Annotated in this window: 26 protein-coding genes and 1 riboswitch; of the genes, 12 read left to right on the top strand and 14 right to left on the bottom strand. The window is 71.4% G+C overall.

Annotated elements, in window-relative coordinates:
- Positions 1-266 precede the first annotated feature (266 nt).
- The gene (locus ACGFNV_RS21625; RefSeq protein WP_393624575.1) at positions 267-1,757 is read left to right on the top strand and encodes a phytoene desaturase family protein; all 1,491 of its coding nucleotides are present in this window, start codon (positions 267-269) and stop codon (positions 1,755-1,757) included.
- A gap of 66 nt (positions 1,758-1,823) precedes the next feature.
- Here the strand turns inward: ACGFNV_RS21625 and ACGFNV_RS21630 are convergent, their stop codons facing one another.
- The 6 genes from ACGFNV_RS21630 to ACGFNV_RS21655 all read right to left on the bottom strand — a co-directional run bounded on the left by ACGFNV_RS21630 (position 1,824) and on the right by ACGFNV_RS21655 (position 6,708).
- A complete protein-coding gene (locus ACGFNV_RS21630; protein ID WP_393624576.1) occupies positions 1,824-2,783 on the bottom strand; it encodes a hypothetical protein in 960 nt (319 codons plus the stop codon).
- A 56-nt stretch (positions 2,784-2,839) separates the two neighbouring features.
- Entirely contained in the window at positions 2,840-3,763 is a 924-nt protein-coding gene (gene metF, locus ACGFNV_RS21635; protein ID WP_393624577.1) for a methylenetetrahydrofolate reductase [NAD(P)H], read from the bottom strand.
- A 137-nt stretch (positions 3,764-3,900) separates the two neighbouring features.
- Positions 3,901-4,548, bottom strand: a complete 648-nt coding sequence (gene thiE, locus ACGFNV_RS21640) for a thiamine phosphate synthase (protein ID WP_393624578.1) — start codon at positions 4,546-4,548, stop codon at positions 3,901-3,903.
- Between the two features lie 72 nt (positions 4,549-4,620).
- Positions 4,621-4,986 carry an Rv2175c family DNA-binding protein gene (locus ACGFNV_RS21645; protein WP_393624579.1) on the bottom strand — a complete coding sequence of 122 codons (366 nt, stop codon included), beginning with the start codon at positions 4,984-4,986 and terminating at the stop codon, positions 4,621-4,623.
- 75 nt (positions 4,987-5,061) lie between these two features.
- The gene (locus ACGFNV_RS21650) at positions 5,062-6,303 is read right to left on the bottom strand and encodes an NAD(P)/FAD-dependent oxidoreductase (protein WP_393624580.1); all 1,242 of its coding nucleotides are present in this window, start codon (positions 6,301-6,303) and stop codon (positions 5,062-5,064) included.
- 54 nt (positions 6,304-6,357) lie between these two features.
- A complete protein-coding gene (locus tag ACGFNV_RS21655) occupies positions 6,358-6,708 on the bottom strand; it encodes a hypothetical protein (protein ID WP_393624581.1) in 351 nt (116 codons plus the stop codon).
- A gap of 51 nt (positions 6,709-6,759) precedes the next feature.
- Positions 6,760-6,870: riboswitch (TPP riboswitch) on the top strand.
- Between ACGFNV_RS21655 and thiO the strand changes: the two genes are divergently transcribed.
- The 6 genes from thiO to ACGFNV_RS21685 all read left to right on the top strand — a co-directional run bounded on the left by thiO (position 6,868) and on the right by ACGFNV_RS21685 (position 12,569).
- On the top strand, positions 6,868-8,028 hold the full coding sequence (gene thiO, locus ACGFNV_RS21660; RefSeq protein ID WP_393624582.1) for a glycine oxidase ThiO: 1,161 nt from the start codon (positions 6,868-6,870) through the stop codon (positions 8,026-8,028). It overlaps the preceding riboswitch by 3 nt.
- Positions 8,025-8,225, top strand: coding sequence for a sulfur carrier protein ThiS (gene thiS, locus ACGFNV_RS21665; protein WP_133926899.1), 201 nt, complete (start codon positions 8,025-8,027; stop codon positions 8,223-8,225). The genes thiO and thiS overlap by 4 nt, the downstream gene beginning before the upstream one ends.
- A gap of 3 nt (positions 8,226-8,228) precedes the next feature.
- Positions 8,229-9,023 carry a thiazole synthase gene (locus ACGFNV_RS21670; RefSeq protein WP_393624583.1) on the top strand — a complete coding sequence of 265 codons (795 nt, stop codon included), beginning with the start codon at positions 8,229-8,231 and terminating at the stop codon, positions 9,021-9,023.
- A gap of 110 nt (positions 9,024-9,133) precedes the next feature.
- Positions 9,134-11,065, top strand: a complete 1,932-nt coding sequence (gene pknB, locus ACGFNV_RS21675; protein WP_393624584.1) for a Stk1 family PASTA domain-containing Ser/Thr kinase — start codon at positions 9,134-9,136, stop codon at positions 11,063-11,065.
- Between the two features lie 56 nt (positions 11,066-11,121).
- A complete protein-coding gene (locus ACGFNV_RS21680; protein ID WP_393624585.1) occupies positions 11,122-12,000 on the top strand; it encodes a deoxyribonuclease IV in 879 nt (292 codons plus the stop codon).
- A gap of 77 nt (positions 12,001-12,077) precedes the next feature.
- Positions 12,078-12,569, top strand: coding sequence for a DUF4396 domain-containing protein (locus tag ACGFNV_RS21685; RefSeq protein WP_393624586.1), 492 nt, complete (start codon positions 12,078-12,080; stop codon positions 12,567-12,569).
- 18 nt (positions 12,570-12,587) lie between these two features.
- Here the strand turns inward: ACGFNV_RS21685 and ACGFNV_RS21690 are convergent, their stop codons facing one another.
- A complete protein-coding gene (locus ACGFNV_RS21690) occupies positions 12,588-13,220 on the bottom strand; it encodes a sulfite oxidase-like oxidoreductase (protein WP_393624587.1) in 633 nt (210 codons plus the stop codon).
- Between the two features lie 180 nt (positions 13,221-13,400).
- On the opposite strand from ACGFNV_RS21690, the gene bfr reads away from it, so the two are divergent.
- Entirely contained in the window at positions 13,401-13,880 is a 480-nt protein-coding gene (gene bfr, locus ACGFNV_RS21695) for a bacterioferritin (protein WP_133926893.1), read from the top strand.
- Positions 13,881-13,898: 18 nt separating this feature from the next.
- Here the strand turns inward: bfr and ACGFNV_RS21700 are convergent, their stop codons facing one another.
- Positions 13,899-14,144, bottom strand: coding sequence for a bacterioferritin-associated ferredoxin (locus ACGFNV_RS21700; protein ID WP_393624588.1), 246 nt, complete (start codon positions 14,142-14,144; stop codon positions 13,899-13,901).
- A gap of 134 nt (positions 14,145-14,278) precedes the next feature.
- Complete coding sequence (locus ACGFNV_RS21705) at positions 14,279-15,631, bottom strand: class II 3-deoxy-7-phosphoheptulonate synthase (RefSeq protein ID WP_393624589.1); 1,353 nt, start codon at positions 15,629-15,631, stop codon at positions 14,279-14,281.
- Between the two features lie 93 nt (positions 15,632-15,724).
- Here ACGFNV_RS21705 and ACGFNV_RS21710 point away from each other — a divergent pair, with 93 nt between their 5' ends.
- The gene (locus tag ACGFNV_RS21710; RefSeq protein ID WP_133927018.1) at positions 15,725-15,790 is read left to right on the top strand and encodes a trp operon leader peptide; all 66 of its coding nucleotides are present in this window, start codon (positions 15,725-15,727) and stop codon (positions 15,788-15,790) included.
- Positions 15,791-15,918: 128 nt separating this feature from the next.
- Positions 15,919-17,811, top strand: a complete 1,893-nt coding sequence (locus tag ACGFNV_RS21715; protein WP_393624590.1) for an anthranilate synthase family protein — start codon at positions 15,919-15,921, stop codon at positions 17,809-17,811.
- A 1-nt stretch (position 17,812) separates the two neighbouring features.
- Here ACGFNV_RS21715 and ACGFNV_RS21720 read toward each other — a convergent pair whose 3' ends face one another.
- From ACGFNV_RS21720 to ACGFNV_RS21735, 4 genes are all read right to left on the bottom strand, one after another.
- Entirely contained in the window at positions 17,813-18,841 is a 1,029-nt protein-coding gene (locus ACGFNV_RS21720) for a 6-phosphofructokinase (protein WP_393624591.1), read from the bottom strand.
- Positions 18,842-18,959: 118 nt separating this feature from the next.
- Complete coding sequence (locus ACGFNV_RS21725) at positions 18,960-19,637, bottom strand: response regulator (RefSeq protein ID WP_393624592.1); 678 nt, start codon at positions 19,635-19,637, stop codon at positions 18,960-18,962.
- A complete protein-coding gene (macS, locus tag ACGFNV_RS21730) occupies positions 19,634-20,860 on the bottom strand; it encodes a MacS family sensor histidine kinase (RefSeq protein ID WP_393624593.1) in 1,227 nt (408 codons plus the stop codon). Before macS ends, ACGFNV_RS21725 begins: the two co-directional genes overlap by 4 nt.
- Before the next feature lie 33 nt (positions 20,861-20,893).
- Positions 20,894-21,691 (bottom strand): lysophospholipid acyltransferase family protein, encoded by a 798-nt coding sequence (locus ACGFNV_RS21735; protein WP_393624594.1) that lies wholly within the window; start codon positions 21,689-21,691, stop codon positions 20,894-20,896.
- A gap of 146 nt (positions 21,692-21,837) precedes the next feature.
- On the opposite strand from ACGFNV_RS21735, the gene ACGFNV_RS21740 reads away from it, so the two are divergent.
- On the top strand, positions 21,838-22,617 hold the full coding sequence (locus ACGFNV_RS21740) for an alpha/beta hydrolase (RefSeq protein ID WP_393624595.1): 780 nt from the start codon (positions 21,838-21,840) through the stop codon (positions 22,615-22,617).
- Positions 22,610-23,236 carry a hypothetical protein gene (locus ACGFNV_RS21745; protein WP_393624596.1) on the top strand — a complete coding sequence of 209 codons (627 nt, stop codon included), beginning with the start codon at positions 22,610-22,612 and terminating at the stop codon, positions 23,234-23,236. Before ACGFNV_RS21740 ends, ACGFNV_RS21745 begins: the two co-directional genes overlap by 8 nt.
- 6 nt (positions 23,237-23,242) lie before the next feature.
- Here the strand turns inward: ACGFNV_RS21745 and ACGFNV_RS21750 are convergent, their stop codons facing one another.
- Positions 23,243-23,989 (bottom strand): endonuclease/exonuclease/phosphatase family protein, encoded by a 747-nt coding sequence (locus ACGFNV_RS21750; protein ID WP_393624597.1) that lies wholly within the window; start codon positions 23,987-23,989, stop codon positions 23,243-23,245.
- Positions 23,990-24,041 lie beyond the last annotated feature (52 nt).

Consider the following 24,041-nt stretch of genomic DNA (forward strand, 5'->3'; position numbering starts at 1 on the left):
GGCGGAAGGAGCGGTCGAGGGCCGGCACCGTTCCGCCGCCCCGTGTCGGCGGTGCCGGAGCCGTGCCCCTTTCCGTGTCTCCACTCTCTCGTTCCCGCAGGTCGGGCCCCATCCGCGCGCGTACTCATCTCCGTGCCTAGGTACGGATACTCAGACCTGCGCACTCCGGCCCAGGACGCCCGGTCGCCAGGTGGTCACGATCGCGTCCGCCCCGCTACTCCCCCACCCGGGCAGGGCTGTCGGTGGCGGCCGATAAAGTCGCAGGCATGGCACGGATTGCGGTGATCGGCGCCGGGATGGGCGCGATGGCGGCCGCCGCCCGGCTGGCCGTCGCGGGCCACCGGGTGGCGGTGTACGAGCGGACGGAGACGTACGGCGGTGCGGTGCGCCGCTTCGAGCGGGACGGTTTCTCCTTCGACACCGGCCCCGGGCTGCTGCCGCTGCCCGCGGTCTACCGCGACCTGTTCGTCAAGACGGGCAAGGAACCGCTGGAGGCGTGCGTCGAACTGACCCAGGTCGACCCGTCCTCCCACCACGTCTTCGCCGACGGCACGCAGGTGTCCCTGGCGAACGCCTCCCGCGCGGGAGCCGTGTCCGCCCTGGACGAGGCACTCGGGGCGGGCACCGGCCGGCGCTGGGGCGACTTCCTGGTGCGGGCGCGCGAGACCTGGGACCGCACGCGCCGGCCGCTCCTGGAGGAGCCGCTGTGGCCGAACTGGTCGGTGCTGGCCGAGCGCGAGCCCTACCCGTCGGTCCCGCACAAGAAGCTGCTGCGCACTCGCCGCGCAGGCACCCTCGCCGAGATCGGCGCCTGGGAACTGCGCGACCCCCGGCTCACCGCCCTGCTCGAGAGCCACGCGCTGGCGTACGGCCTTGACCCCCGCCTCGCCCCGGCGAGCGCGGCCGTGCTGCCGTACATGGAGCACGCCTTCGGTGTCTGGTACGTCCGCGGAGGCCTCCGGGAGCTGGCACGTGCGGTGTACGAGCGGTGCGTGGCCCGCAAGGTGGAGTTCGTGTTCGGCGCCGAGGTCACACGGGTCCTGGAGAAGGACGGCCGGGCGGCGGGCGTGGAGTTCGCCGACGGGAGCGTGACCGAGGCGGACTTCGTGGTCGCCGGCGTGGCCCCCGGCGCGCTGAGGACGGAGCCGGCCGCACCGCGTGACGGCGACGTTCCGCCGCAGCGCGGGCTGCCGAGTCGTCTGACGGTGCTGCTGGCGCTGCGCGGCGGGCGACCGGAGGGGGTGGCCCACCGGACGGTGGTGCACGCGGAGGACCGGGAAGGCGAGCTGGAGAGCCTGTTCGGCACCCGTCCGGGACTGCCCGCGCACCCGACGGTCACGATCCTGCGGCCCGACGACGCCGGGGCGGCCCCGGACCCCCACCACGAGGCGATCACCCTCACCGCGCCGGTACCCGCCGAGCGGTCGGGGCAGGGCTACGACGATCAGGTCGAGCGCGTGATCGCCACCGCCGAGCGCGCGATACCCGACCTCCGCGCCCGCATCCTCTGGCACGAGGTCCGCACCCCGGCCGACATCGCGGAGACGACCGGAGCGGAGGGCGGCGCGGTCCCGGCGCCCGCGCTGGCCGCGGCCGACGGCCGCCTGCTGCACCCGTCCAACAGCACCGGCCTGGCGGGCCTGTTCACCGTGGGCGGCTGGTCGCACCCCGGCGGGGGTCTCCCCCATGCGGGCATGTCGGGCGCGCTGGTGTCCGGGCTGATCGTGGAGGGGCCGGACTTCCGGGGCTCTCAGTGAGGCCCCGGCAGAGCCCGGCGTGAGGCACCGCCGAAGCAGGCCCGGCGGCTGTGAGCGTCGGCGGCTTCAGAACCGATACTGCTCGCCGAGCCCGTTCCCCTGCTGCTGCCCGTCGCCCTGGTAGTACTGCTGCTCCGGCGGGAGTTCACCGCCGAGCGGGTCGTCGGTGTTGCGCTGCTGCGGGACCCAGACTCCGCCGGGCGGGGTCTCGCCGTAACCGCCGGTTGCGTACTGCTCCTGCTCCTGACCGTAGCCCTGCTGGCCGTACTGCTGCTGGCCGTAGCCGGTGTCGTAGGAGCCGCCGTACGACTGGCCGCCGATGTACGGGTCGGAGTAGGCCGCGTACTGCTGCTGGCCGTTCGAGTCGTAGCCGTACTGCTGGCCGTAGCCGGAGTAGCCGTCGTAGGAGTAGGCCTGGTCGGCCGTGGCGTACTGGTCCTGGGGCTGGCTCGCGGTCGCGAACGACGAGTCCGTGCCGTAGCCGGCGGAGTCGCTGTATATGCCGTACGCATTGGTGTCGTCCGGCATCGGCTGCGGCTCGTAGACGGTGGTGGTCTCGGCGGCCGCGGCGGGGCGGGCGGGCGTGAACACGTCGTCGCGGTCGTAGTCGTCGTCGTAGGCCTTGCCCGGGCCGTACGATCCGCTGTCGGCGCCGTAGGAACCGTCGCCGTCGGAGCCGTAGCCGGCGTCCGCGGCCTCCAGGCCGGAGACCTGGAGGGTCGGTTCCTTGCGCTCCGCCTTGCCGCGACGGCGCTTGGTGCCCTCGGCGCCGGGACGGCTGACGGCCCAGCCGGCCGCGAAGCCGCGGCGGAACGACAGCGTGACGTAGGTCTGGCCGACCGCGAAGGCGGCCGCGCCCAGCCCGATGACGACGACCGACGGGATCAGCACACCGAGCACGACGCCGACGAAGCCGACGAAGGCGAGCAGCCGCCAGCGAAGCCGTGCCTTGTACTGCAGCAGCACCTCACCCAGCAGCCACAGTGCGACGATGCCGAACGCGATGTAGAGGACCGTCCAGCCCATGTACGCCCCTCTCAGAGTGGCCGCTACGCAGTGTGTCGTATGTCGTGCGACCAGGTCTAGGCCTGCGGCGGGTGGTGCAGGCCCAGGTTTTCGTGAATTTCCAGCGTCGCCGTGGAGTTGTTGAGCGTGATGAAGTGCAGTCCGGGCACTCCCTCGGCCAACAGCCGAGCGCAGAACTCCGTGGCGAATTCGATGCCAATGGAGCGTACAGCGGACGGATCGTCTTTTGCTGTGAGGATCCGCTCTTTCAGCGCCGGCGGGAAGGCGGCGTTGGTGAGCGACGGCACCCGCTGCAGCGTCTTCACGCTCGCGATGGGCATGACCTCGGGAATGATCGGGGTGTCGCAGCCGGCCGCCGCCACCCGGTCCCGCAGGCGCAGGTAGTCCTCGGGCTGGAAGAACATCTGAGTGATGGCGTAGTCCGCGCCCGCGCGGCACTTGTCGACGAAGTGGCTGACGTCGGTGTCCCACTCGCTGGAGCGCGGGTGCATCGCGGGGAAGGCCGCGACACCCACGCAGAAGTCACCGGACGTCTTGATCAGTTCGACGAGCTCGGAGGCGTACCTCAGACCCTGCGGGTGGGGCACCCACTCGCCCATGGGGTCGCCCGGCGGGTCGCCGCGCAGCGCCAGCATGTTGCGGATCCCCGCGTCGGCGTACTGGCCGATGATGTTGCGCAGGTCGGCGACGGAGTGGTCGACCGCGGTGAGGTGGGCGATCGGCGTGAGGGTGGTGTCCGAGGCGATGGCCTCGGTCGCCTTGACCGTGCCCGCGCGGGTGGAGCCGCCCGCGCCGTAGGTCACGGAGACGAAGTCGGGCGCCACGGCCTCGACGCGGCGCAGCGCGTTCCACAGGTTCCGCTCGCCCTTCGGGGTCTTGGGGGCGTAGAACTCGAAGGACAACGTCGTCTTTCCGGTCGCGAGCATGTCACGAACGGTGCGCGCGTGGTCCGTCCTGGTGGATGCGGTTCCGAGGGCCATACCGGCAGGTTAGCCAGGGGGCGCCGGTCCCCCAACCGGATGTTGGAAATTTGCCCGGTTTGTCGGCTTGTTGTCCACTCGTTGTCCACCCATCGGACAAACAGCCGGGTGCGAAAACAGCCAGGACGGCCGAAGGCTCACGCCTGCCGGAGCCGCTTGGCGAACTCGCTCGCGGCGGCCCCCGGGTCGTCCGCCTCCGTGAGCGCGCGGACGACGACCACGCGCCGGGCGCCCGCCTCCAGCACCTCGTCGAGGTTGCCCAGGTCGATGCCGCCGATGGCGAACCAGGGGCGGTCGGTGGCCAGGGCGGCCGTGTGGCGGACCAGGTCGAGGCCGGGGGCGGGGCGGCCGGGCTTGGTGGGGGTCGGCCAGCACGGGCCGGTGCAGAAGTAGTCCACGCCCTCCTGGACGGCGGCCGCGGCGGCCTCCGACTCGGCGTGCGTGGAGCGGCCTATCAGCACGTCGGCGCCGAGGACGGCACGGGCGGCGGGCACCGGGAGGTCCCCCTGGCCGAGGTGCAGTACGTCCGCGGTGGCGGCGTGGGCGACGTCCGCGCGGTCGTTGACCGCGAGCAGCTTGCCGTGCCGGGCGCAGGCCTCGGCGAAGACCTCGAGGTGCTCCAGCTCCTCGCCGGCCTCCATGCCCTTGTCGCGCAGCTGCACGATGTCGACACCTCCGGCCAGGACCGCGTCCAGGAACTCCGGCAGGTCGCCCTGGCGCTTCCGGGCGTCCGTGCACAGGTAGAGACGGGCGTCGGCGAGCCGGGCGCGGGCGGTGTCGGGCATGCGTGTGTCCCCCCGTGGTGTGGCGTACGGGCCCGCGGGCCCGTACGCCGGGTGGTTGTTCGGATCAGCAGGTCAGACGGCGAGCGCCTGGGCGCGGCGCTTCACCTCCGTGCCGCGATTCTCGCTCAGTGCCTGCGCGGGGGTGCCGGGCAGGGTCGGGTCGGGGGTGAAGAGCCACTCCAGCATCTCTTCGTCCGTGAAGCCGTCGTCCCGCAGGAGCGTCAGGGTGCCGGAGAGGCCCTTGACGACCTTGTCCTCGTCGATGAAGGCGGCGGGGACGTGCAGTGCGCGGTTCTCGCCACGGCGTACGGCGATGAGCTGGCCGTCCTTGACCAGCTGCCGCACACGTGTCACCTCGACCCCGAGCTTTTCGGCAATGTCGGGGAGGGTGAGCCAGGCGGGGACGAGAGCATCGATCTTTGCGTCAATCTCGGTCACGTCATCAAGACTGCCATCCCGGACTGACAGTGGGTAGCCAGGCACCGCCCTACGGGGCATGAGCCCCCCTCACCGCTACGCCGTCGCGGCCTTCAGCGGGCGCGCCGGGTCCGTGAGCAGCTCGGGGTTCATCGGCGTGCCCGACTCGATCAGCCGCCTGCCCTGGGCCAGGTCCCTCGGGCGGCCCACCGCCAGCAGGGCGACCAGGCGCGTCTCGCGGAGCCAGCAGACCGTCCAGGCCGGTCCTGAGGGGTCGCCGCGCCACAGGGTGGTGTCGGCGGACGGGTGGTGACCGGCGTACTGGACGAAGCGGCCGAACTGCTCGGACCAGAAGTACGGGACCGGGTCGTAGACCGCCGGGGGCTCGCCGGAGGGGCCGCCGACGATGTTCGCGGCGACCGTGCGCGGGCCCTGGAGGGCGTTGTCCCAGTGGTGGACCAGCAGCCGCTCGCCGTAGCGCGCCGACGGGAAGGATGCGCAGTCGCCGACCGCGTACACGTCCGGCGCGGAGGCGCGCAGGCCGTCGTCGGCCACGACCTCGCGGTGCGCGCCGAGCGCGATGCCGGAGCCGGCCAGCCAGGCCGTGGCGGGCCGGGCGCCGATGCCGACGACGACGGCGCCCGCGGGCAGCCGCGTGCCGTCGGCGAGCACCACCGCGCCGGGTTCGACGCGCTCCACGCGCGCCTGCGTGCGCAGCACCGCCCCGCTGTCGGCGTACCAGGCGGCCATCGGCGCGGCGACCTCGGCGGGCAGCGCGCCCGTGAGCGGCCGGTCCGCGGCCTCGACGACGGTCACCGCGCAGCCGGCCTCCCGGGCGGCCGTGGCGAACTCCGCGCCGATCCAGCCCGCGCCGACCACCACGATGTCGTGCTGCCGCGCGAGGACGGGCCGCAGGCGCTCGGCGTCGTCCAGGGTGCGCAGCAGATGCACACCGGGCACCCCCTCCGTGCCCGGCAGCCGGATGGGCTCGGCTCCGCTCGCGAGGACGAGGACGTCGTACGGCACCGGGCCGGTGGTGGTGTCCAGTTCGTGGTCGCCGGGGCGCACGCCGAGCACCTCGCGCCCCAGGTGCAGCTCGATGCCGAGCGCCTCGAAGTCGACGTCGAAGGCGGAACCCTCGGCCTTGCCGAGCAGGACGGCCTTGGACAGCGGCGGCCGGTCGTACGGCTGGTGGGGCTCCGCGCCGATCAGTGTCACCGTGCCGGTGAAGCCCTGCTCCCGCAGGGCGACCGCGGTCTGCACCCCGGCCATGCCCGCCCCGACGACGACCACGCGCCGTCGCCCCGCCGTGCCCCGCTCCTGCGTCTGCTCGCTCACCTGATCACCTTAGACAACTGACCATGCGTCAGTCAGCTGTCGGCCGACCTACTGTCAGCCGTCGGCTTCCCTGACCTGCTCCACCACGCTCGTGCCCCGGCCGGGCTGCGACTCCCACTCCCAGGTCTCCTCCAGGCGCACCCGGCCGTCGGGCAGCTCCACGACGGTGGACACACAGTGCCCCGCCGACGTGGTCCCGTCCTGTTTCAACTGCACGTACCGGAAGTCCAGCTCGTCCCCCACACGCGTACCCACCAGACGCCCGCGCACGACATCTCCGCCGGTGTACTCGGCCCAGATCTCACCGTCCTTCTCGTGGTACGTGAACCGGGTGCGCGTACCCACCTGACCTGGGGCCTGGTCGGCGACGGGGGCGAGGACGAGACCGTCCAGCGAGCGGGGCATGACGTGAGGCTCCCTACAAGTGCGCTGCTCCGAGGGCTAGGGTGGCCACCGTAAAGCACACGCGGGAGCCCGGCGCACCGGGCTGAGAGGGAGGCTGGCGGCCTCCGACCGTACGAACCTGATCCGGGTCATGCCGGCGAAGGGAGGGGCTGGAAGCCCATGTCGCGTACGTCCGACACCTCAGACGTCCTGGTCGTCGGGGGCGGAATCATCGGTCTTGTCACCGCCTGGCGGGCCGCGCAGCGCGGTCTCGCCACGGCCGTCGTGGACCCCGAGCCGGGCGGCGGTGCCGCGCAGGTGGCGGCCGGGATGCTGGCCGCGGTCACCGAACTGCACTACGGCGAGCAGACACTGCTCGGCCTGAACCTGGAGTCGGCCCGCCGCTACCCCGACTTCGCGGCCGAACTCACCGAGCTCACCGGACACGACCTCGGCTATCGCCGCAACGGCACCCTGGCCGTCGCGCTGGACGCCGACGACCGCGCCCACCTGCGCGAACTGCACGCCCTGCAACGGCAGTCGGGGCTCGAGTCGGATTGGCTGTCCGGGCGGGACTGCCGGCGCCTGGAGCCGATGCTCGCGCCGGGGGTGCGCGGCGGGCTGCGGGTGGACGGTGACCACCAGATCGACCCGCGGCGGCTCGCCGGGGCGCTGGTGGCCGCGTGCGAGCGGGCGGGCGTGGTCTTCCACCGCGGCTGGGCCGAGCGGCTCTCCGTCGTACGGGAGCGGGCGTCCGGCGTCGTCACACGCGCGGGTGTCGCCCTGGGCGCGGAGCAGGTGGTGCTCGCCGGCGGCAGTCTCAGCGGGCGGCTCGCGGGCGTCCCGGACGAGGTCCTGCCGCCGGTACGGCCCGTGAAGGGGCAGGTGCTGCGGCTGACCGTGCCGAAGCGGTACGCGCCGTTCCTGAGCCGGACCGTGCGCGCGATGGTGCGCGGCAGCCAGGTCTACCTGGTGCCGCGCGAGAACGGCGAGCTGGTCGTCGGCGCGACCAGTGAGGAGCTCGGCTGGGACACGACGGTGACCGCGGGCGGGGTGTACGAGCTGCTGCGCGACGCCCACGAACTGGTGCCGGGCATCACCGAGCTGCCGTTGACGGAGACCCGCGCGGGGCTGCGTCCCGGCTCGCCCGACAACGCGCCGCTGCTCGGTCCGACCGGGCTGGCGGGACTGTTGCTGGCCACCGGGCACTACCGCAACGGTGTGCTGCTCACGCCGGTCACCGGCGACGCCCTGGCGCATGCCCTGGTCACCGGTGAACTCCCGGATGAGGCCCGCCCGTTCACCCCGAAGCGTTTCGCTCTCCTGGAGCAGCCCGTATGAACATCTCCGTCAACGGGGAGCCCCGCGAGTTCGCTCCCGGAACGGCTCTCGACACCGTCGTGATGACGCTGACCCCGGCACCTTCCGGGGTCGCCGCCGCCCTGAACGAAACCGTCGTCCCGCGCGCGCGGTGGTCGTCGACGCCCCTCTCCGAGGGCGACCGCGTCGAAGTCCTCACCGCGGTCCAAGGAGGCTGACCCATGGCCGACGACCCCTTTGTCCTCGGTGACACGTCCTTCTCGTCCCGGCTGATCATGGGAACCGGCGGGGCGCCCAGTCTCGACGTGCTGGAGCGGGCGCTGGTCGCCTCCGGCACCGAGCTGACGACGGTCGCGATGCGGCGGGTGAACCCCTCGGTGCACGGTTCGGTTCTCTCGGTCCTCGAGAAGCTCGGGATCCGGGTGCTGCCGAACACGGCGGGGTGCTTCACCGCCGGGGAGGCCGTGCTGACCGCCCGCCTCGCGCGCGAGGCGCTCGGCACCGACCTGGTCAAGCTGGAGGTCATCGCCGACGAGCGGACGTTGCTGCCCGACCCGATCGAGCTGCTGGACGCGGCGGAGACACTGGTCGACGACGGGTTCACGGTGCTGCCGTACACGAACGACGATCCGGTGCTGGCGCGGAAGCTCGAGGACGTGGGCTGCGCGGCGATCATGCCGCTCGGCTCGCCGATCGGTTCCGGGCTCGGGATCCGCAACCCGCACAACTTCCAGTTGATCGTGGAGCACGCGCGGGTGCCGGTGATCCTGGACGCGGGCGCCGGTACCGCGTCGGACGCGGCGTTGGCGATGGAGCTGGGCTGTGCGGGCGTGATGCTGGCGTCGGCGGTGACCCGGGCACAGGAGCCGGAGCTGATGGCATCGGCGATGAAACACGCCGTGGAGGCGGGGAGGCTGGCCCGGTTGGCGGGCCGGATCCCTCGCCGGCACTTCGCGGAGGCGTCGTCCCCGACGGAGGGGCTGGCGGCGCTGGACCCCGAGCGTCCTGCTTTCTAGGCCGTCTGGTTCGCCAGTGTGACGTGTGAAGCGTCACAGGTCGGCTGCAGTCATGGCGCGAAACGGGTGGAGCCGTAGGGGTGTCAGTTGTGGCTCGTACACTCGCCTGCGTGGATACGACCCTTCAGGACCCTCTCGTCGGGCAGGTGCTCGACGGCCGTTATCGCGTCGACGCGCGGATCGCGGTCGGTGGGATGGCCACGGTCTACCGGGCCCTGGACACCCGCCTCGACCGCGTCCTGGCGTTGAAGGTGATGCACCCGACCCTCGCGGCCGACGGTACGTTCGTCGAGCGGTTCATCCGGGAGGCGAAGTCGGTGGCCCGGCTCGCCCACCCCAACGTCGTGCAGGTCTTCGACCAGGGCACCGACGGGTCGTACGTCTATCTCGCCATGGAGTACGTCGCCGGCTGCACCCTGCGCGACGTGCTGCGCGAGCGCGGGGCGCTGCAGCCGCGGGCCGCGTTGGACATCCTGGAGCCGGTGCTGGCCGCGCTCGGCGCCGCGCACCGCGCCGGGTTCGTGCACCGGGACATGAAGCCGGAGAACGTGCTGATCGGGGACGACGGCCGGGTCAAGGTCGCCGACTTCGGTCTCGTACGGTCCGTGGACACGGTCACCAGCACCACCGGCGCCGTCCTCGGCACCGTCTCGTACCTCGCGCCCGAGCAGATCGAGAACCAGGGCGCCGCCGACCCCCGCGTCGACGTGTACGCGTGCGGTGTCGTCTTCTACGAGATGCTGACCGGCGAGAAGCCGCACGACGCGGACTCCGCCGCCGTGGTGCTCTACAAGCACCTCCACGAGGACGTCCCGCCGCCGTCGGCGACGGTGCCGGGCCTGCCGTACGAGCTGGACGAGCTGGTCGCCTCCGCGACCGCCCGCAATCCGGACATGCGCCCGTACGACGCCGTGGCGCTCCTCGCGCAGACCCGTCAGGCGCGAGAGGCGCTGAGCGCGGACCAGCTGGACGCGCTGCCGCCGCATGCACTCGCCGCGGGCCACGACAACGCGGACGACCGTACGAGCGTGATCCCGCGCTCGCTGACGGTGCCGCGGCTGCTGCCGGTCAACGAGCACGCCGAGCCCGAGGTGCACCGCACCAGCCGGCTGGAGACCCCGCCGCCGCCTCCACCGGCACCCCGGCGAGGGCTGCCGCGGCGCGGTGTCGTTTCGATCGTCGCCGCCCTGCTGCTGGTCCTCGGCGTCGGCGCGGGCGTCTGGTACATCAACTCCGGGCAGTTCACCAAGGTCCCGGCGCTGCTGACGAAGACCGAGGCGCAGGCGGAGGACCGGCTGGAGGAGGCCGGGCTGAACGTCGGCAAGGTCACCCACTCCTACAGCGACACCGTCAAGCGCGGCACGATCATCAGCACCGACCCGGCGCCCGGCACCCGCATCCGTGACAACGACTCCGTGGCGCTCACCGTCTCCGACGGCCCGGAGACGGTGAACGTGCCCGACGTGAAGGGCGCCCGTCTGGCCAAGGCGAAGGCCTTGCTGAAGTCGGACGGGCTGGAGCCCGGCATGGTCACGGAGGCGTTCAGCGAGGACGTCGACAAGGGCCTCGTGATCCGCACGAACCCCGCCTCCGGCACCGAGCGGCGAGCGGGCTCGGCGATCGCGATCGTCGTCAGCAAGGGCGCGCCCGTCGACGTCCCGGACGTCACCGGTGAGGACGTGGCGGACGCCAGGGCGGAGCTGGAGGAGGCCGGCCTGAAGGTGAAGATCTCGTCCGAGACGGTCACGTCGGACGAGTTCGACAAGGGCCAGGTCGCCGCGCAGTCCCCGGACGTCGACACCCGGGTCGCCGAGGGCGACACGGTGACGCTGACGGTGTCCAAGGGCCCGCAGATGATCGAGGTCCCGGACGTGGTCGGCGACAGCGTCGACGACGCCAAGCAGCAGCTGGAGTCCGCCGGCTTCCAGGTCAAGGAGGACCGCGGGCTGCTCGGGCTGTTCGGTGACACCGTCAAGAAGCAGTCCGTGGACGGCGGCGACACCGCGCCCAAGGGGTCGACGATCACGATCACCATCCGGTGAGGGCTGTCACGCGGATGGTGGACGGGGCGGGCCGTGCGGCATGACACCCTGAACGGGTGACATCTCAGCAGCACAGCCCCTCCCGCAACCCCGTCGGCGGCCATGTCCCCGTGGCCGGCGGACTGCACTCGGTGGGGCTGACCTACGCCCACGACCTCAAGGCGGAGACCGTGCAGGTCTTCGTCGCCAACCCGCGCGGCTGGGCCACGCCCACCGGTGATCCCCGGCAGGACGAGGCGTTCCGGGAGACCTGCGCGGCGGAGTCGATCCCGGCGTACGTGCACGCCCCCTACCTGATCAACTTCGGCTCGCACACCGAGGCGACCGTGGAGAAGTCCGTGGAGTCGCTGCGGCACTCGCTGCGTCGCGGGCGGGAGATCGGCGCGCTCGGCGTGGTCGTGCACACCGGGAGCGCGACCGGGGGCCGGGAGCGCTCGGTGGCGCTGAAGCAGGTCAGGGAGTACCTGTTGCCGCTGCTCGACGAGCTGACCCACGACGACGACCCGTTCCTGCTGCTGGAGTCCACCGCCGGGCAGGGCTCCTCGCTCTGCTCGCGGACCTGGGACTTCGGGCCGTACTTCGAGGCGCTGGACGCGCACCCCAGGCTGGGCGTCTGCCTGGACACCTGCCACATCTTCGCGGCCGGCCACGACCTGACCGGGCCGGACGGCATGCACCGGACGCTCGACCTGCTGGTGGAGACCGTCGGCGAGGGACGGCTGAAACTGATCCACGCCAACGACTCCAAGGACGTGGTGGGCGCCCACAAGGACCGCCACGAGAACATCGGATCGGGGCACATAGGCGAGGATCCGTTCCGTGCGCTGATGACGCACCCGGCCACCGAGGGCGTGCCGCTGATCATCGAGACGCCCGGCGGCAAGGAGGGACACGCGGCGGACGTGGAGCGGCTGAAGAAACTCAGGGACGGATAGCACGTTAGGGAATACCCCCTAGGGGTATCTGGTTGGTGCCTGACACGCGGGAACCGACACCTGACTCTGGGGGCACGATGGAACACGAAGCGCACGCGGCACACGTTCACCATCACGGGGCGGAGGCCGCCGCCGGCACCTGGGCCACGGCCGTCCAGGCGACCCTGCACTGCCTCACCGGCTGCGCCATCGGCGAGGTGCTCGGCATGATCATCGGCACCGCGTTCGGCTGGGGCAACGTGCCCACCCTGATCCTGGCGATCGTCCTGGCGTTCTTCTTCGGTTACACGCTCACCCTGCGCGGCATCCTGAAGGCGGGCGTCGACCTGCGGGCGGCCGTCCGGGTGGCACTGGCCGCGGACACGCTGTCGATCGCCGTGATGGAACTGGTCGACAACGGCGTGATCGTGCTGTGGCCCGGCGCCATGGACGCGGGACTGGGCGACGCCCTGTTCTGGGGGACGCTGGCGATCTCCCTGGCCATCGCCTTCGTGGTCACCACCCCGGTCAACAAGTGGATGATCGGCCGCGGCAAGGGCCACGCGGTGGTGCACCAGTACCACCACTGACAGCGAGGACGCCGGGGCTCAGAGCTCGGGGCCGTCCCCGGGCTCCTCCTGGTAGGAGTAGCGCTGTTCCTTCCAGGGGTCGCCGACGTTGTGGTAGCCCCGCTCCTCCCAGAAGCCCCGGCGGTCGGCGGTCATGTACTCGACGCCGCGGACCCACTTGGGGCCCTTCCAGGCGTAGAGATGGGGAACGACCAGGCGGAGCGGGAAGCCGTGCTCGGCGGTGAGCAGTTCGCCGTCCTTGTGCGTGGCGAAGATGGTGCGCTCGGAGGCGAAGTCCGACAGGCGGAGGTTGGAGCTGAATCCGTACTCCGCCCACACCATCACATGGGTGACATCGGGGGCGGGTGGGGCGGTCTCCAGGATCGTGCGGGCGGGAATGCCGCCCCACTCGGCGCCGAGCATGCTGAACTTCGTGACGCAGTGCAGATCGGCCACGACGGTGGTGTACGGCAGGGCCGTGAACTCCTCGTGGTTCCAGCAGTGCTTCTCACCGTCGGCGGTGGCACCGAAGACCCTGAACTCCCAGCGCTCCGGCCGGAACTTGGGCACCGGCCCGTAGTGCGTGACCGGCCAGCCCCGCTGCAGTCGCTGCCCCGGCGGAAGCTCGGACCGTGCCGCTTCTCCAGATTCGCGCTCCACCGGATGACCCATGTCTCCATCCTGACAGACCCCGGACGGTGCACATGACCGGCCATGTCCGGAAACGGGCAACAGCTGATAAGCCAGGACTTACTTACTGAGTACGCACTTACTGGACGATCTTCCACGCCGGTGGAATCATGCGCCCCGAAGCCTCCCCCAGCTGTTTCCCACGTGGAAGGAGCCCATGCGATGCAGGGCGACCCCGAGGTCATCGAGTTCCTCAACGAGCAGCTCACCGCCGAGCTCACCGCGATCAACCAGTACTTCCTGCACGCGAAGATGCAGGAGAACTTCGGCTGGACGAAGCTCGCGAAGTACACGCGGCACGAGTCGTTCGACGAGATGAAGCACGCCGAGGTGCTCACCGACCGGATCCTGTTCCTCGAGGGGCTGCCGAACTACCAGCGGCTGTTCCATGTGCGCGTCGGACAGACGGTCCGGGAGATGTTCGAGGCCGACCGGCAGATCGAGGTGGAGGCGATCGACCGGCTCCGGCGGGGCATCAGGGTGATGCGCGAGAAGGGCGACGTCACCTCGGCGAACATCTTCGAGTCGATCCTCGCGGACGAGGAGCACCACATCGACTACCTCGACACCCAGCTGGAACTGCTGGAGAAGCTCGGCGAGGCGCTGTACATCGCCCAGCTGATCGAACAGCCGGAGAGCTGACGCAGAGCTGCGGAGAGGCTAGGCCGCCTCTTCCAGACCGGGCTCCGGGCCGGAGATCTCCGCGAGCACCGACGCGCCCTGGTCGGCCGGCCCCCGGCGCGAGCACGCGCCTCGGCCGAGCATCGCCTGGATGCGGCGGACGCAGGAGCCGCAGTCCGTCCCGGCCTTGCAGGCGGACGCGATCTGGCGGGGCGTGCAGGCGCCGTCGTCCACGTGCTTCTGGACCTGCGCTTCAGTCACTCCGAAGCAGCTGCAGACGTACACGCGGACTCACCTCCCGCCGAGATCGATAAGGCTAACCTAACCTTACCCGGCGCTCGGAGACCACAAAAGTGGAGTGGGGCGCGGATCGGGTGTGATCCGCGCCCCACTCCAGGTGCCTGTGACAGGCGGTCCCGTCACTGGTCCCGGTACATCTCCGCCACGAGGAAGGCCAGGTCGAGCGACTGGCTGCGGTTGAGCCGCGGGTCGCAGGCCGTCTCGTAGCGCTGGTGCAGGTCGTCGACGAAGATCTCGTCGCCGCCGCCCACGCACTCGGTGACGTCGTCGCCGGTGAGCTCCACGTGGATGCCGCCCGGGTGGGTGCCCAGCGACTTGTGGACCTCGAAGAAGCCCTTGACCTCGTCGAGGACGTCGTCGAAGCGGCGGGTCTTGTGGCCGGAGGCCGCCTCGAAGGTGTTGCCGTGCATCGGGTCGGTCACCCAGGCCACGGTGGCGCCCGAGGCGGTGACCTTCTCGACCAGCTCGGGGAGCTTGTCGCGGACCTTGTCGGCGCCCATGCGGACGATGAAGGTCAGCCGGCCCGGCTCACGGTCCGGGTCGAGACGGTCGATGTACTGCAGCGCGTCCTCGGCCGTCGTCGTCGGGCCCAGCTTGATGCCGATCGGGTTGCGGATCTTCGACGCGAACTCGATGTGCGCGTGGTCCAGCTGCCGGGTGCGCTCACCGACCCACACCATGTGCCCGGAGACGTCGTACAGCTGACCGGTGCGGGAGTCGACGCGGGTGAGCGCCGACTCGTAGTCCAGCAGCAGCGCCTCGTGCGAGGAGTAGAACTCGACGGTCTTGAACTCCTCCGGGTCGGTCCCGCAGGCGTGCATGAAGTTCAGCGCGTTGTCGATCTCGCGGGCGAGCTGCTCGTAGCGCTGGCCGGACGGGGACGACTTCACGAAGTCCTGGTTCCAGGCGTGCACCTGGCGCAGGTCGGCGTAACCGCCGGTGGTGAAGGCGCGCACCAGGTTCAGCGTGGACGCCGAGGCGTGGTACATCCGCTTCAGGCGCTCGGGGTCCGGGACGCGGGCGGCCTCGGTGAAGTCGAAGCCGTTGACGGAGTCGCCCCGGTAGGTCGGGAGCGTCACGCCGTCACGGGTCTCGGTCGGCTTGGAACGCGGCTTGGAGTACTGACCGGCGATACGGCCGACCTTCACGACGGGCACCGACGCGGCGTACGTCAGCACGGCGCCCATCTGGAGGAGCGTCTTCAGCTTGTTGCGGATGTGGTCGGCCGACACCCCGTCGAAGGCCTCGGCGCAGTCGCCGCCCTGGAGGAGGAACGCCTCTCCCTTGGCGACGGCCGCCATCCGGGCGCGCAGCTGGTCGCACTCGCCCGCGAACACGAGCGGCGGATACGACTCGAGTTCCGCGATCACCGCGCGCAGAGCCTCTTGGTCGGGGTACTCGGGCTGCTGCGCCGCGGGCAGGTCTCGCCAGGTGTTGCCAGCACTCGGGCTGGTCTTAGCGTTCGCTGTCACGACCTCAACATTACGGGGTCGTGTCGGGCCTTCTGTGCCATGCCCACTAAATGAGACACGGGGTCCATCCGGTGGTGGGGTAGGGTGCACCGCATGTTCGCGCTTTCGATCCAGCAGACCCAGAACTGGTGGTGGACCGCTTTTCCGGCGGCCCACTGACTGCGCGTACGCAAGACTTCGCGAAGGCCGCCCGAGGGGCGGCCTTCGGCGTTTTCCGGGGTCCGTTCCTCCCAGTGACATCCCAGCCGAGCTCCCGGTTGAGCTCCCTGCGAGAAGGAACCGGACCCATGCATCTGCTCGACCTGATCGACGATCCCCGCCCGTTCGCCCTGCTGCGCCGCCGCACCCCGGGCCACGACGAGAACCTCGTGGAGGTGTTCCTCGGCCCGGTCGGAACCCGCGACCGCCTCGCCGACCTGCCCGAGGAGGGCCTCGCGCTCGTGCCCTTCCGCCAGATCCGGGAGCGCGGCTTCGACGTCCGCGACGACGGGACCCCGCTCGCGGTACTGACGCCCGAGGAGACGCACACGCTGACGCTGGAGGAGGCCCTCGCCCAGCTCCCCGCCCACGACGTCCGCGTCCACGCGGGTGGCTTCGACGTCGACGACGACGCGTACGCGCGGATCGTCGGACGCGTCCTGCGCGACGAGATCGGGCGCGGCGAGGGCGCGAACTTCGTCATCCGGCGGACGTACGAGGGGGACGTCCCGGGATTCGGACGGGCCGACGCGCTGGCGCTGTTCCGGCGGCTCCTCGAGAGCGAGCGTGGCGCGTACTGGACGTTCGTGGTGCACACCGGGGACCGCACGCTGGTGGGGGCCAGCCCCGAGGTGCATGTGCGGATGTCCGGCGGCACGGTCGTGATGAACCCGATCAGCGGGACGTACCGGTATCCGGCCGAGGGGCCGAGTCCGGAGCACCTGCTCGCGTTCCTCGCCGACGGCAAGGAGATCGAGGAGCTGTCGATGGTCGTCGACGAGGAGCTCAAGATGATGTGCACGGTCGGCGACATGGGCGGGGTGGTGGTCGGGCCGCGGCTGAAGGAGATGGCCCATCTCGCGCACACCGAGTACGAGCTGCGCGGGAAGTCCTCGCTGGACGTGCGCGAGGTCCTCAAGGAGACGATGTTCGCCGCGACCGTCACCGGTTCGCCCGTGCAGAACGCCTGCCGGGTCATCGAACGGTACGAGCCCCTCGGGCGGGACGGCGTCGGCCGCGGCTACTACGCCGGTGCGCTGGCCCTGCTCGGCCGGGACGCCGGCGGGGCGCAGACCCTCGACTCCCCCATCCTCATCCGCACCGCCGACATCGCCGCGTCCGGACGGCTGCGGGTGCCGGTCGGCGCGACGCTGGTGCGGGGTTCGGACCCGGTGAGCGAGGTCGCGGAGACGCACGCGAAGGCCGCGGGGGTGCTGGCGGCGCTGGGCGTACGCCCCGGACGGCCGCGCGAGGAGTCGGCGCGCCCCCGGCTCGCCGACGACCCCCGGGTGCGGGAGGCGCTGGACGGGCGGCGATCGTCCCTGGCCCCCTTCTGGCTGCGGATGCAGGAGCCGACGCGGGAGCTGTCCGGTCACGCGCTGGTCGTCGACGGCGAGGACACCTTCACGGCGATGCTCGCGCACGTACTCCGGTCGAGCGGCCTGGAGGTGACCGTCCGGCGGTACGACGAGCCGGGGCTGCGGGAAGCGGTGCTCGCGCACGCCGGGCCGGTGGTGCTCGGCCCGGGCCCGGGTGACCCGTCGGACACGGCCGACCCGAAGATGCGGTTCCTGCGGTCCCTGACCGCCGAGGTGATCCGGGGACACCGGCACGGCGTCCTCGGTGTCTGCCTCGGGCACGAGCTGATCGCGGCCGAGCTGGGGCTGGCGATCGTACGCAAGGAGGTCCCGTACCAGGGGGCGCAGACGGAGATCGACCTGTTCGGGCGGACCGAGACCGTCGGCTTCTACAACAGCTTCGTGGCGCGCTGCGACGACGGGACGGCCGCCGAACTCGCCGCGCACGACGTGGCGGTGAGCCGCAGCGGGACCGGCGAGGTGCACGCGCTACGGGGCCGAGGGTTCGCCGGGGTGCAGTTCCACCCCGAGTCGGTGCTGACGTTGAACGGGGCCGCCGTCGTCCGTGAGCTGGTGGCCGGGCTGCGCGACACCAGCACGTCCGAGCGGCGGCCCGTGGTGTAGCTCAGCCGAAGAAGACGCCGACCTCCTGGTACAGCTTCGGGTCGACCGTCTTCAGCTTGGCCGTGGCGTCCGCGATCGGGACGCGGACGATGTCCGTTCCGCGCAGCGCGACCATCTTGCCGTAGTCGCGCTCGTGGACGGCGTCGATGGCGTGCAGGCCGAAGCGCGTGGCGAGCCAGCGGTCGAAGGCGCTCGGGGTGCCGCCGCGCTGGATGTGTCCGAGGACGGTGGTGCGGGCCTCCTTCCCCGTGCGCTTCTCGATCTGCTTGGCCAGCCACTCGCCCACGCCGGACAGCCGCACGTGCCCGAAGGAGTCCAGCGACTCGTCCTTGAGGACCATCTCGCCGTCCTTCGGCATGGCGCCCTCGGCGACGACCACGATCGGGGCGTACGACGCCTTGAAGCGGGAGGTGATCCAGGCACACACCTGGTCCACGTCGAAGCGCTGCTCGGGGATGAGGATGACGTTGGCGCCGCCGGCCAGGCCGGAGTGGAGGGCGATCCAGCCGGCGTGCCGGCCCATCACCTCGCAGACCAGGACCCGCATATGGGACTCGGCCGTGGTGTGCAGCCGGTCGATGGCCTCGGTGGCGATGCCGACGGCGGTGTCGAAGCCGAAGGTGTAGTCGGTGGCGGAGAGGTCGTTGTCGATGGTCTTCGGTACGCCGACCACGGGCACGCCGTACTCGTCGGTGAGGCGGGCGGCGACGCCGAGGGTGTCCTCGCCGCCGATGGCGATGAGCGCGTCGACCTCCAGCTTGGCGAGGTTCTCCTTGATGCGGCGGATGCCGTTCTCCAACTTCAGCGGATTGGTGCGCGAGGAGCCGAGGATGGTGCCGCCGCGGGGCAGGATGCCGCGCACCGCCGGGATGTCGAGGCGCACGGTGTCGCCTTCGAGGGGTCCCCGCCAGCCGTCCCGGAAGCCGACGAAGTCATGGCCGTACTCCTGCACGCCCTTGCGGACGACGCCCCGGATGACGGCGTTGAGCCCGGGGCAGTCGCCGCCTCCGGTCAGTACTCCGACCCGCATGGAAATGTCCCTTCGCCGAAGTTTCTGGTGAAGGCCACGCTAATGGTGATCCAGGTCACACAGGGATGGGCGCGAAGGGCATTCCGGTGAACTGTGACGGGAGTTGACCCAGTGGGCGCTATTCGTCGTCGAGTCCGCGCTCTATGGCGTACCGGACGAGTTCGACCCTGTTGTGCAACTGGAGCTTGCCGAGGGTGTTCTGGACGTGGTTCTGGACCGTGCGGTGGGAGATGACCAGGCGTTCGGCGATCTGCTTGTAGCTCAGGCCCTTGGCGACCAGCCGCAGCACCTCCGTCTCGCGCTCGGTCAGCCGCGGCGCCTTCGGCTCGTCGGTGTCCTGCGCGGGCGCGGGCTCGGAGGCCAGGCGCCGGTACTCGCCGAGGACCAGACCGGCCAGGCCGGGCGTGAACACCGGGTCGCCGACCGCCGTGCGGCGCACCGCGTCCAACAGTTCCTCCGTGGACGCCGACTTCAGCAGGTAGCCGGTCGCGCCGGACTTCACCGCCTCCAGGACGTCGGCGTGCTCACCGCTCGCCGACAGCACCAGCACGCGCAGCGCCGGGTTGGCCGCGACGACCTCCTTGCAGACCTGGACACCGGGCTTGGCGGGCAGGTTCAGGTCGAGGACGAGGACGTCGGGCGCGGCGGCCTTCGCGCGGCGCACCGCCTGCTCGCCGTCGCCGGCGGTGGCGACCACCTCGAAGCCGGACTCGTCCAGGTCGCGGGCGACGGCGTCGCGCCACATGGGGTGGTCGTCGACCACCATGACCTTGATCGTGCCCTGCTGTTCACTCATCGCTTGTCCGCCTTGTCCCGCGAGACCTTCGGTACCGTCAGCTCGACTTCCGTGCCCTGCCCCGGAGTCGAGATCAACTCGGCGCTGCCGCCGAGGTCGCGCAGCCGTCCCCGGATCGACAGGGCCACACCCAGCCGCCCCTCGCCCTCGGCCTGCGCGAGCCGCCCCTCCGGGATGCCGGGACCGTCGTCCCGTACGGAGACGATCACCGCGTCGGGCTCGTCCTCGACCAGGATCCACGCCCGGGCCTCGTCCCCGGCGTGCCGGCGTACGTTGTCCAGCGCGGCCCCGACAGCGGCGGCCAGCTCCTTCGCGGCGGCCGGGGGCAACAGGACCGGGGCGCCGGGCTCGGCGAGGTTGACCCGGGCGGAGGCGTAGGGCGCGAGCAGCGCGCGCAGATCGGCCGGCCCGCCGGAGCCGCCCGTGTCCTCCGCATCCTCCACGGCTCGTACGAGCGCCCCCTGGGCCGCGTCCTCCGACACCCGGGAGACCGGCACGAGTCCGCCGGAGACCAGGGTGCGCAGGGCCACCTCCTGCTCGCCGGCCATGCGTCCCAGCTCGGCCGCCTCACCGCCGATGACCGCGCCGCGCCGCTGCACCATGGCGAGCACCTGCAGCACACTGTCGTGGATGTCCCGGGCGAGCCGCTCGCGCTCCCGGGTCGCGGCCTCGATCTCCAGGGCGCGGGCGAGGGTGCGCTCGGAGGCCCGGGCGACCTCGACGACGTAGCCGATGGCGATGGAGGCGACCCAGACGAGGATCACGTTGTGGACGGTGTCGCGGGCCGGGGTGCCGCGCTGCACCAGGTTGACCACGGCGACCGCGGAGGACGCGAGCGCCGCCCAGCGCCAGCCGCCCTTGATGGCGAAGGCCAGCACGGAACCGGCGGTCCATATCGACGGCAGCGTCGGACCGCCCGACTGGATCCGCTCGTGGGCGTCGGCGACGGACGTCAGCAGGATGCCGGAGAGGGCGACGGTGAGGTCGGCGGCGAGGAAGCGCTTGGTGCAGCTGGCGGCGTTGGCGACCTTGGGCAGGGTGGCCAGGGTCCAGACGAACAGGACGCAGTAGTAGCCGACGGCGACCCAGGGGCGGACGAACCCGTCGTAGGCGGTGGCGAAGAACCCGACCGCGTACAGCATGGTGAGCACCCGGTACCCGGCGAGCGCACGCCACAACGGCTGCTCGACCGACATGCGCATGACGCGTTCGCGCTTGGCCATCTCCCCCGCCCCCCGCTCCCCCGGACCCGCGGACTACTGGTCCGTCCGGTCCTTCTCGGCCTGTGCGGCCTGCTCGGCCTGCTCGGCCTTCTCCTTCTGGTCCTTCTCCGCCTGCGCGAGGGCGGCCTTCGCCGCCTTGTCCGCTTCCTTCTCGGCCTTCGCCGCCTCCGCGATCTGCCGCTTGGCGGCGGTCGCGTACATGTCGACGTACTCCTGGCCGGAGAGCTTCATGATCTCGTACATGACCTCGTCGGTCAGCGCGCGCAGCACGAAGCGGTCGTGGTCCATGCCCTCGTAGCGGCTGAAGTCCAGCGGCCTGCCGATGCGGATGCCGGGCCGCATGACCTTCGGGACGACCTTCCCGGGCGGCTGGATCTTCTCCGTGTCGATCATGGCGACCGGGATCACGGGCGCGCCGGTGGCGAGCGCCACGCGCGCGAGGCCGCCCGGCTTGCCCCGGTACAGGCGGCCGTCGGGCGAGCGCGTGCCCTCCGGGTAGATCCCGAACAGCTCACCGCGCTCCAGGACGCCTATGCCGCTCTTGATCGCCGCCTCGCCCGCGCCGCGCGCGCCGGAGCGGTCGACGGGGAGCTGTCCGACGCCCTTGAAGAAGGCGGCCGTCAGCCGTCCCTTCACTCCGGGCGTGGTGAAGTACTCGGCCTTCGCGATGAAGGTGACCTTGCGGTCGAGGACCGCCGGCAGGAAGAACGAGTCGGAGAAGGAGAGGTGATTGCTCGCCAGGATCGCGGGCCCCTCGGCGGGAACGTTCTCCAGGCCCTCCACCCAGGGCCTGAAGACGAGCTTCAGCGACCCCCCGACGGAAACCTTCATCGCGCCGTACAACAACCGAGTGCCTCCTGTATGTGTAGTTCAGACCTTAACCCGGAGCGCCGTCAAAGAGCCCGACGGCCCTGGTCGGTGTCAGTGCGGTCGCGTACGGTGAAGCCACGTCCGCTCTCATGAACAGGAGACCGAAGGTGCCGGTCCTTCCTGGAGCCGAGCCGTACCGCCATGACGGCGGGGAGGTGGGGGTCCTCCTCTGTCACGGCTTCACCGGTTCCCCGCAGTCGCTGCGCCCCTGGGCGGAGCATCTCGCCGCGCGCGAACTGACCGTCTCGCTGCCGCTGCTGCCGGGGCACGGGACCCGCTGGGAGGACATGCAGCTCACCGGCTGGCAGGACTGGTACGCGGAGGTCGACCGCGAACTGCGCGCCCTGCTGCGAACCTGTTCCCAGGTGTTCGTGGCCGGGCTGTCGATGGGCGGCGCGCTGGCGCTGCGGCTCGCGGCGCGGCACGGTGAGGCCGTCAGCGGTGTCATGGTCGTCAACCCGGCGAACAAGGTGCACGGTCTGTCCGCGTACGCCCTTCCGGTGGCCCGCCACGTCGTGCGGACGACCAGGGGCATCACCAGTGACATCGCGAAGGAGGGCGGAGTGGAGATCGGGTACGACAGGGTGCCGCTGCACGCCGCGCACTCCCTGCGGGCCTTCTTCCGTCAGGTCGACGGCGAGCTGCCGCAGGTCACCCAGCCGCTGCTGCTCCTGCGCAGCGCGGCGGACCATGTCGTGCCAGCCGCCGACTCGGCCCGGATCCTGAGCCGGGTGTCGTCGACGGACGTACGGGAGGTCGTGCTGGAACAGAGCTACCACGTCGCGACGTTGGACCATGACGCGGACCGGATCTTCGAGGAGAGCCACGCGTTCATCGCCCGGCTCGCACCCAGTGTCGGCAAAGAAGGGACGACGGCAGGTGGCTGAGCACGACGCCGACCGCGAGGATCGCGAGGACGAGCACCACAACGACGGCGAGCAGCAGCCGGAGGAGCAGCACGTACCCTTCGACGAGGATGCCGCCTGGGCGGCGATCGTCGCGGGGTACGGGGAGGAGCCGGCGGACCCGCCCGGCACCAAGCCGTTCAAGTCCGTCGAGGACCTGGCGCTGCTGGAGGCCGAGCCGAACGACGACGAGCCCGGGGAGCAGCGGGCCGCGAAGGAACCGAGCGGGTCGAAGGACCCGAAGGACAAGCCCGCCAAGCCGCTGGGCAGCTCGATCGCCTTCGCACCCGGCGTCGGCCCCCGTGACTACTCCGCGCCGGAGCCGAGCGAGAACGACTTCGACGAGGACGACGAGGGCCACTTCGTACCGCCCGAGCCGCCGCCGCTGCCCGCCGCCGACACCACCGCCAAGTTCGCCTGGCTGGGCGTGATCGGCGGGCCGGTCCTGCTCCTGCTCGCGGTGCTGCTGAGCTGGGACATGACGTGGTGGCTGGCGACCGTGTGCATCGGCGGCTTCCTCGGCGGCTTCACCACGCTGGTGGCGCGGATGAGAACGGACGACGAGGACGGCGACGACCCGGGCCGCGGCGCGGTGGTCTGAGACTTCTTACGACGTGGGGATCCTGAGGGCGGCCAGGACCGGAAGGTGGTCGGTGGCCGCCTCCAGATCGGCCTCGGTGATTCCCGGGAGGCCCAGCGGCACCCCGCAGCCCAGGACGTCGACGCCCTTCGTCGCGAAGATCGCGTCGATGCGGTTGTGGGGTGAGCTGCGCGTCCAGGTGTGTTCGCCGCCCCAGGGTGCGGTGGCCCAGGCGTCCTGGAGGCCGGTGGCGATACGGCGGAAGGCGCGCCCGCCGGGACCTTCGTTGATGTCGCCGCCCGCGACGGCGTGCTCCACACCCATGCCGGCGAGCCGGTCGAGGAGGAGGCCGCCCTGGTCGTGGCGCTCGGCCTCGTCCAGGCTGAGGTGACAGCTCAGGACACCGAGCCGGGCGCCGCCGAACCGGACGACGGCGGTGGCGAAGCCGCGGCGGTGCAGGCCGGGGGTGAGGGGCAGGAGCACGTCCTCGGTGCGTTCCACGGTGGCCCGCAGGGAGGAGAGGATCGCCGGTCCGGCCGCCGTGGCCCCGCCGGTGAGGATCACCTGACCGGAGGCGGCGGCGAGCCGGGCGAGTTTCTTGCGCCAGCGGAAGAAGCGGGGGGCTTCCTGGATCAGGACCAGGTCGGGGGCGCAGGCGGCGATCACGCGGGCGAGGGCGTCGGTGTCGTCGCGCATCGAGCGGATGTTGTAACTGAGGACGCGGATGACGGCGGAACCGTCGGGCTCCGTGCGGGAGTTGGGGAGCAGCTCCATGGCGATCAATGTACGCCCAAGAGCTCGGGGCGCGAGGTTCATACGCGACTGC

It is taken from the genome of Streptomyces sp. NPDC048751, assembly GCF_043198595.1.
GTDB lineage: Bacteria > Actinomycetota > Actinomycetes > Streptomycetales > Streptomycetaceae > Streptomyces.

Coding starts and splice junctions, on each gene's coding strand:
- bfr (WP_133926893.1), top strand. CDS start 13,401: ATGCAGGGCGACCCCGAGGTCATCGAGTTCCTCAACGAGCAGCTCACC.
- ACGFNV_RS21655 (WP_393624581.1), bottom strand. CDS start 6,708: ATGCCCCGCTCGCTGGACGGTCTCGTCCTCGCCCCCGTCGCCGACCAG.
- ACGFNV_RS21750 (WP_393624597.1), bottom strand. CDS start 23,989: ATGGAGCTGCTCCCCAACTCCCGCACGGAGCCCGACGGTTCCGCCGTC.
- ACGFNV_RS21735 (WP_393624594.1), bottom strand. CDS start 21,691: ATGAAGGTTTCCGTCGGGGGGTCGCTGAAGCTCGTCTTCAGGCCCTGG.
- ACGFNV_RS21630 (WP_393624576.1), bottom strand. CDS start 2,783: ATGGGCTGGACGGTCCTCTACATCGCGTTCGGCATCGTCGCACTGTGG.
- ACGFNV_RS21670 (WP_393624583.1), top strand. CDS start 8,229: ATGGCCGACGACCCCTTTGTCCTCGGTGACACGTCCTTCTCGTCCCGG.
- ACGFNV_RS21720 (WP_393624591.1), bottom strand. CDS start 18,841: ATGCGGGTCGGAGTACTGACCGGAGGCGGCGACTGCCCCGGGCTCAAC.
- thiE (WP_393624578.1), bottom strand. CDS start 4,548: ATGCCCGACACCGCCCGCGCCCGGCTCGCCGACGCCCGTCTCTACCTG.
- ACGFNV_RS21690 (WP_393624587.1), bottom strand. CDS start 13,220: ATGGGTCATCCGGTGGAGCGCGAATCTGGAGAAGCGGCACGGTCCGAG.
- thiO (WP_393624582.1), top strand. CDS start 6,868: ATGTCGCGTACGTCCGACACCTCAGACGTCCTGGTCGTCGGGGGCGGA.
- thiS (WP_133926899.1), top strand. CDS start 8,025: ATGAACATCTCCGTCAACGGGGAGCCCCGCGAGTTCGCTCCCGGAACG.
- ACGFNV_RS21685 (WP_393624586.1), top strand. CDS start 12,078: ATGGAACACGAAGCGCACGCGGCACACGTTCACCATCACGGGGCGGAG.
- ACGFNV_RS21715 (WP_393624590.1), top strand. CDS start 15,919: ATGCATCTGCTCGACCTGATCGACGATCCCCGCCCGTTCGCCCTGCTG.
- ACGFNV_RS21625 (WP_393624575.1), top strand. CDS start 267: ATGGCACGGATTGCGGTGATCGGCGCCGGGATGGGCGCGATGGCGGCC.
- metF (WP_393624577.1), bottom strand. CDS start 3,763: ATGGCCCTCGGAACCGCATCCACCAGGACGGACCACGCGCGCACCGTT.
- ACGFNV_RS21725 (WP_393624592.1), bottom strand. CDS start 19,637: ATGAGTGAACAGCAGGGCACGATCAAGGTCATGGTGGTCGACGACCAC.
- macS (WP_393624593.1), bottom strand. CDS start 20,860: ATGGCCAAGCGCGAACGCGTCATGCGCATGTCGGTCGAGCAGCCGTTG.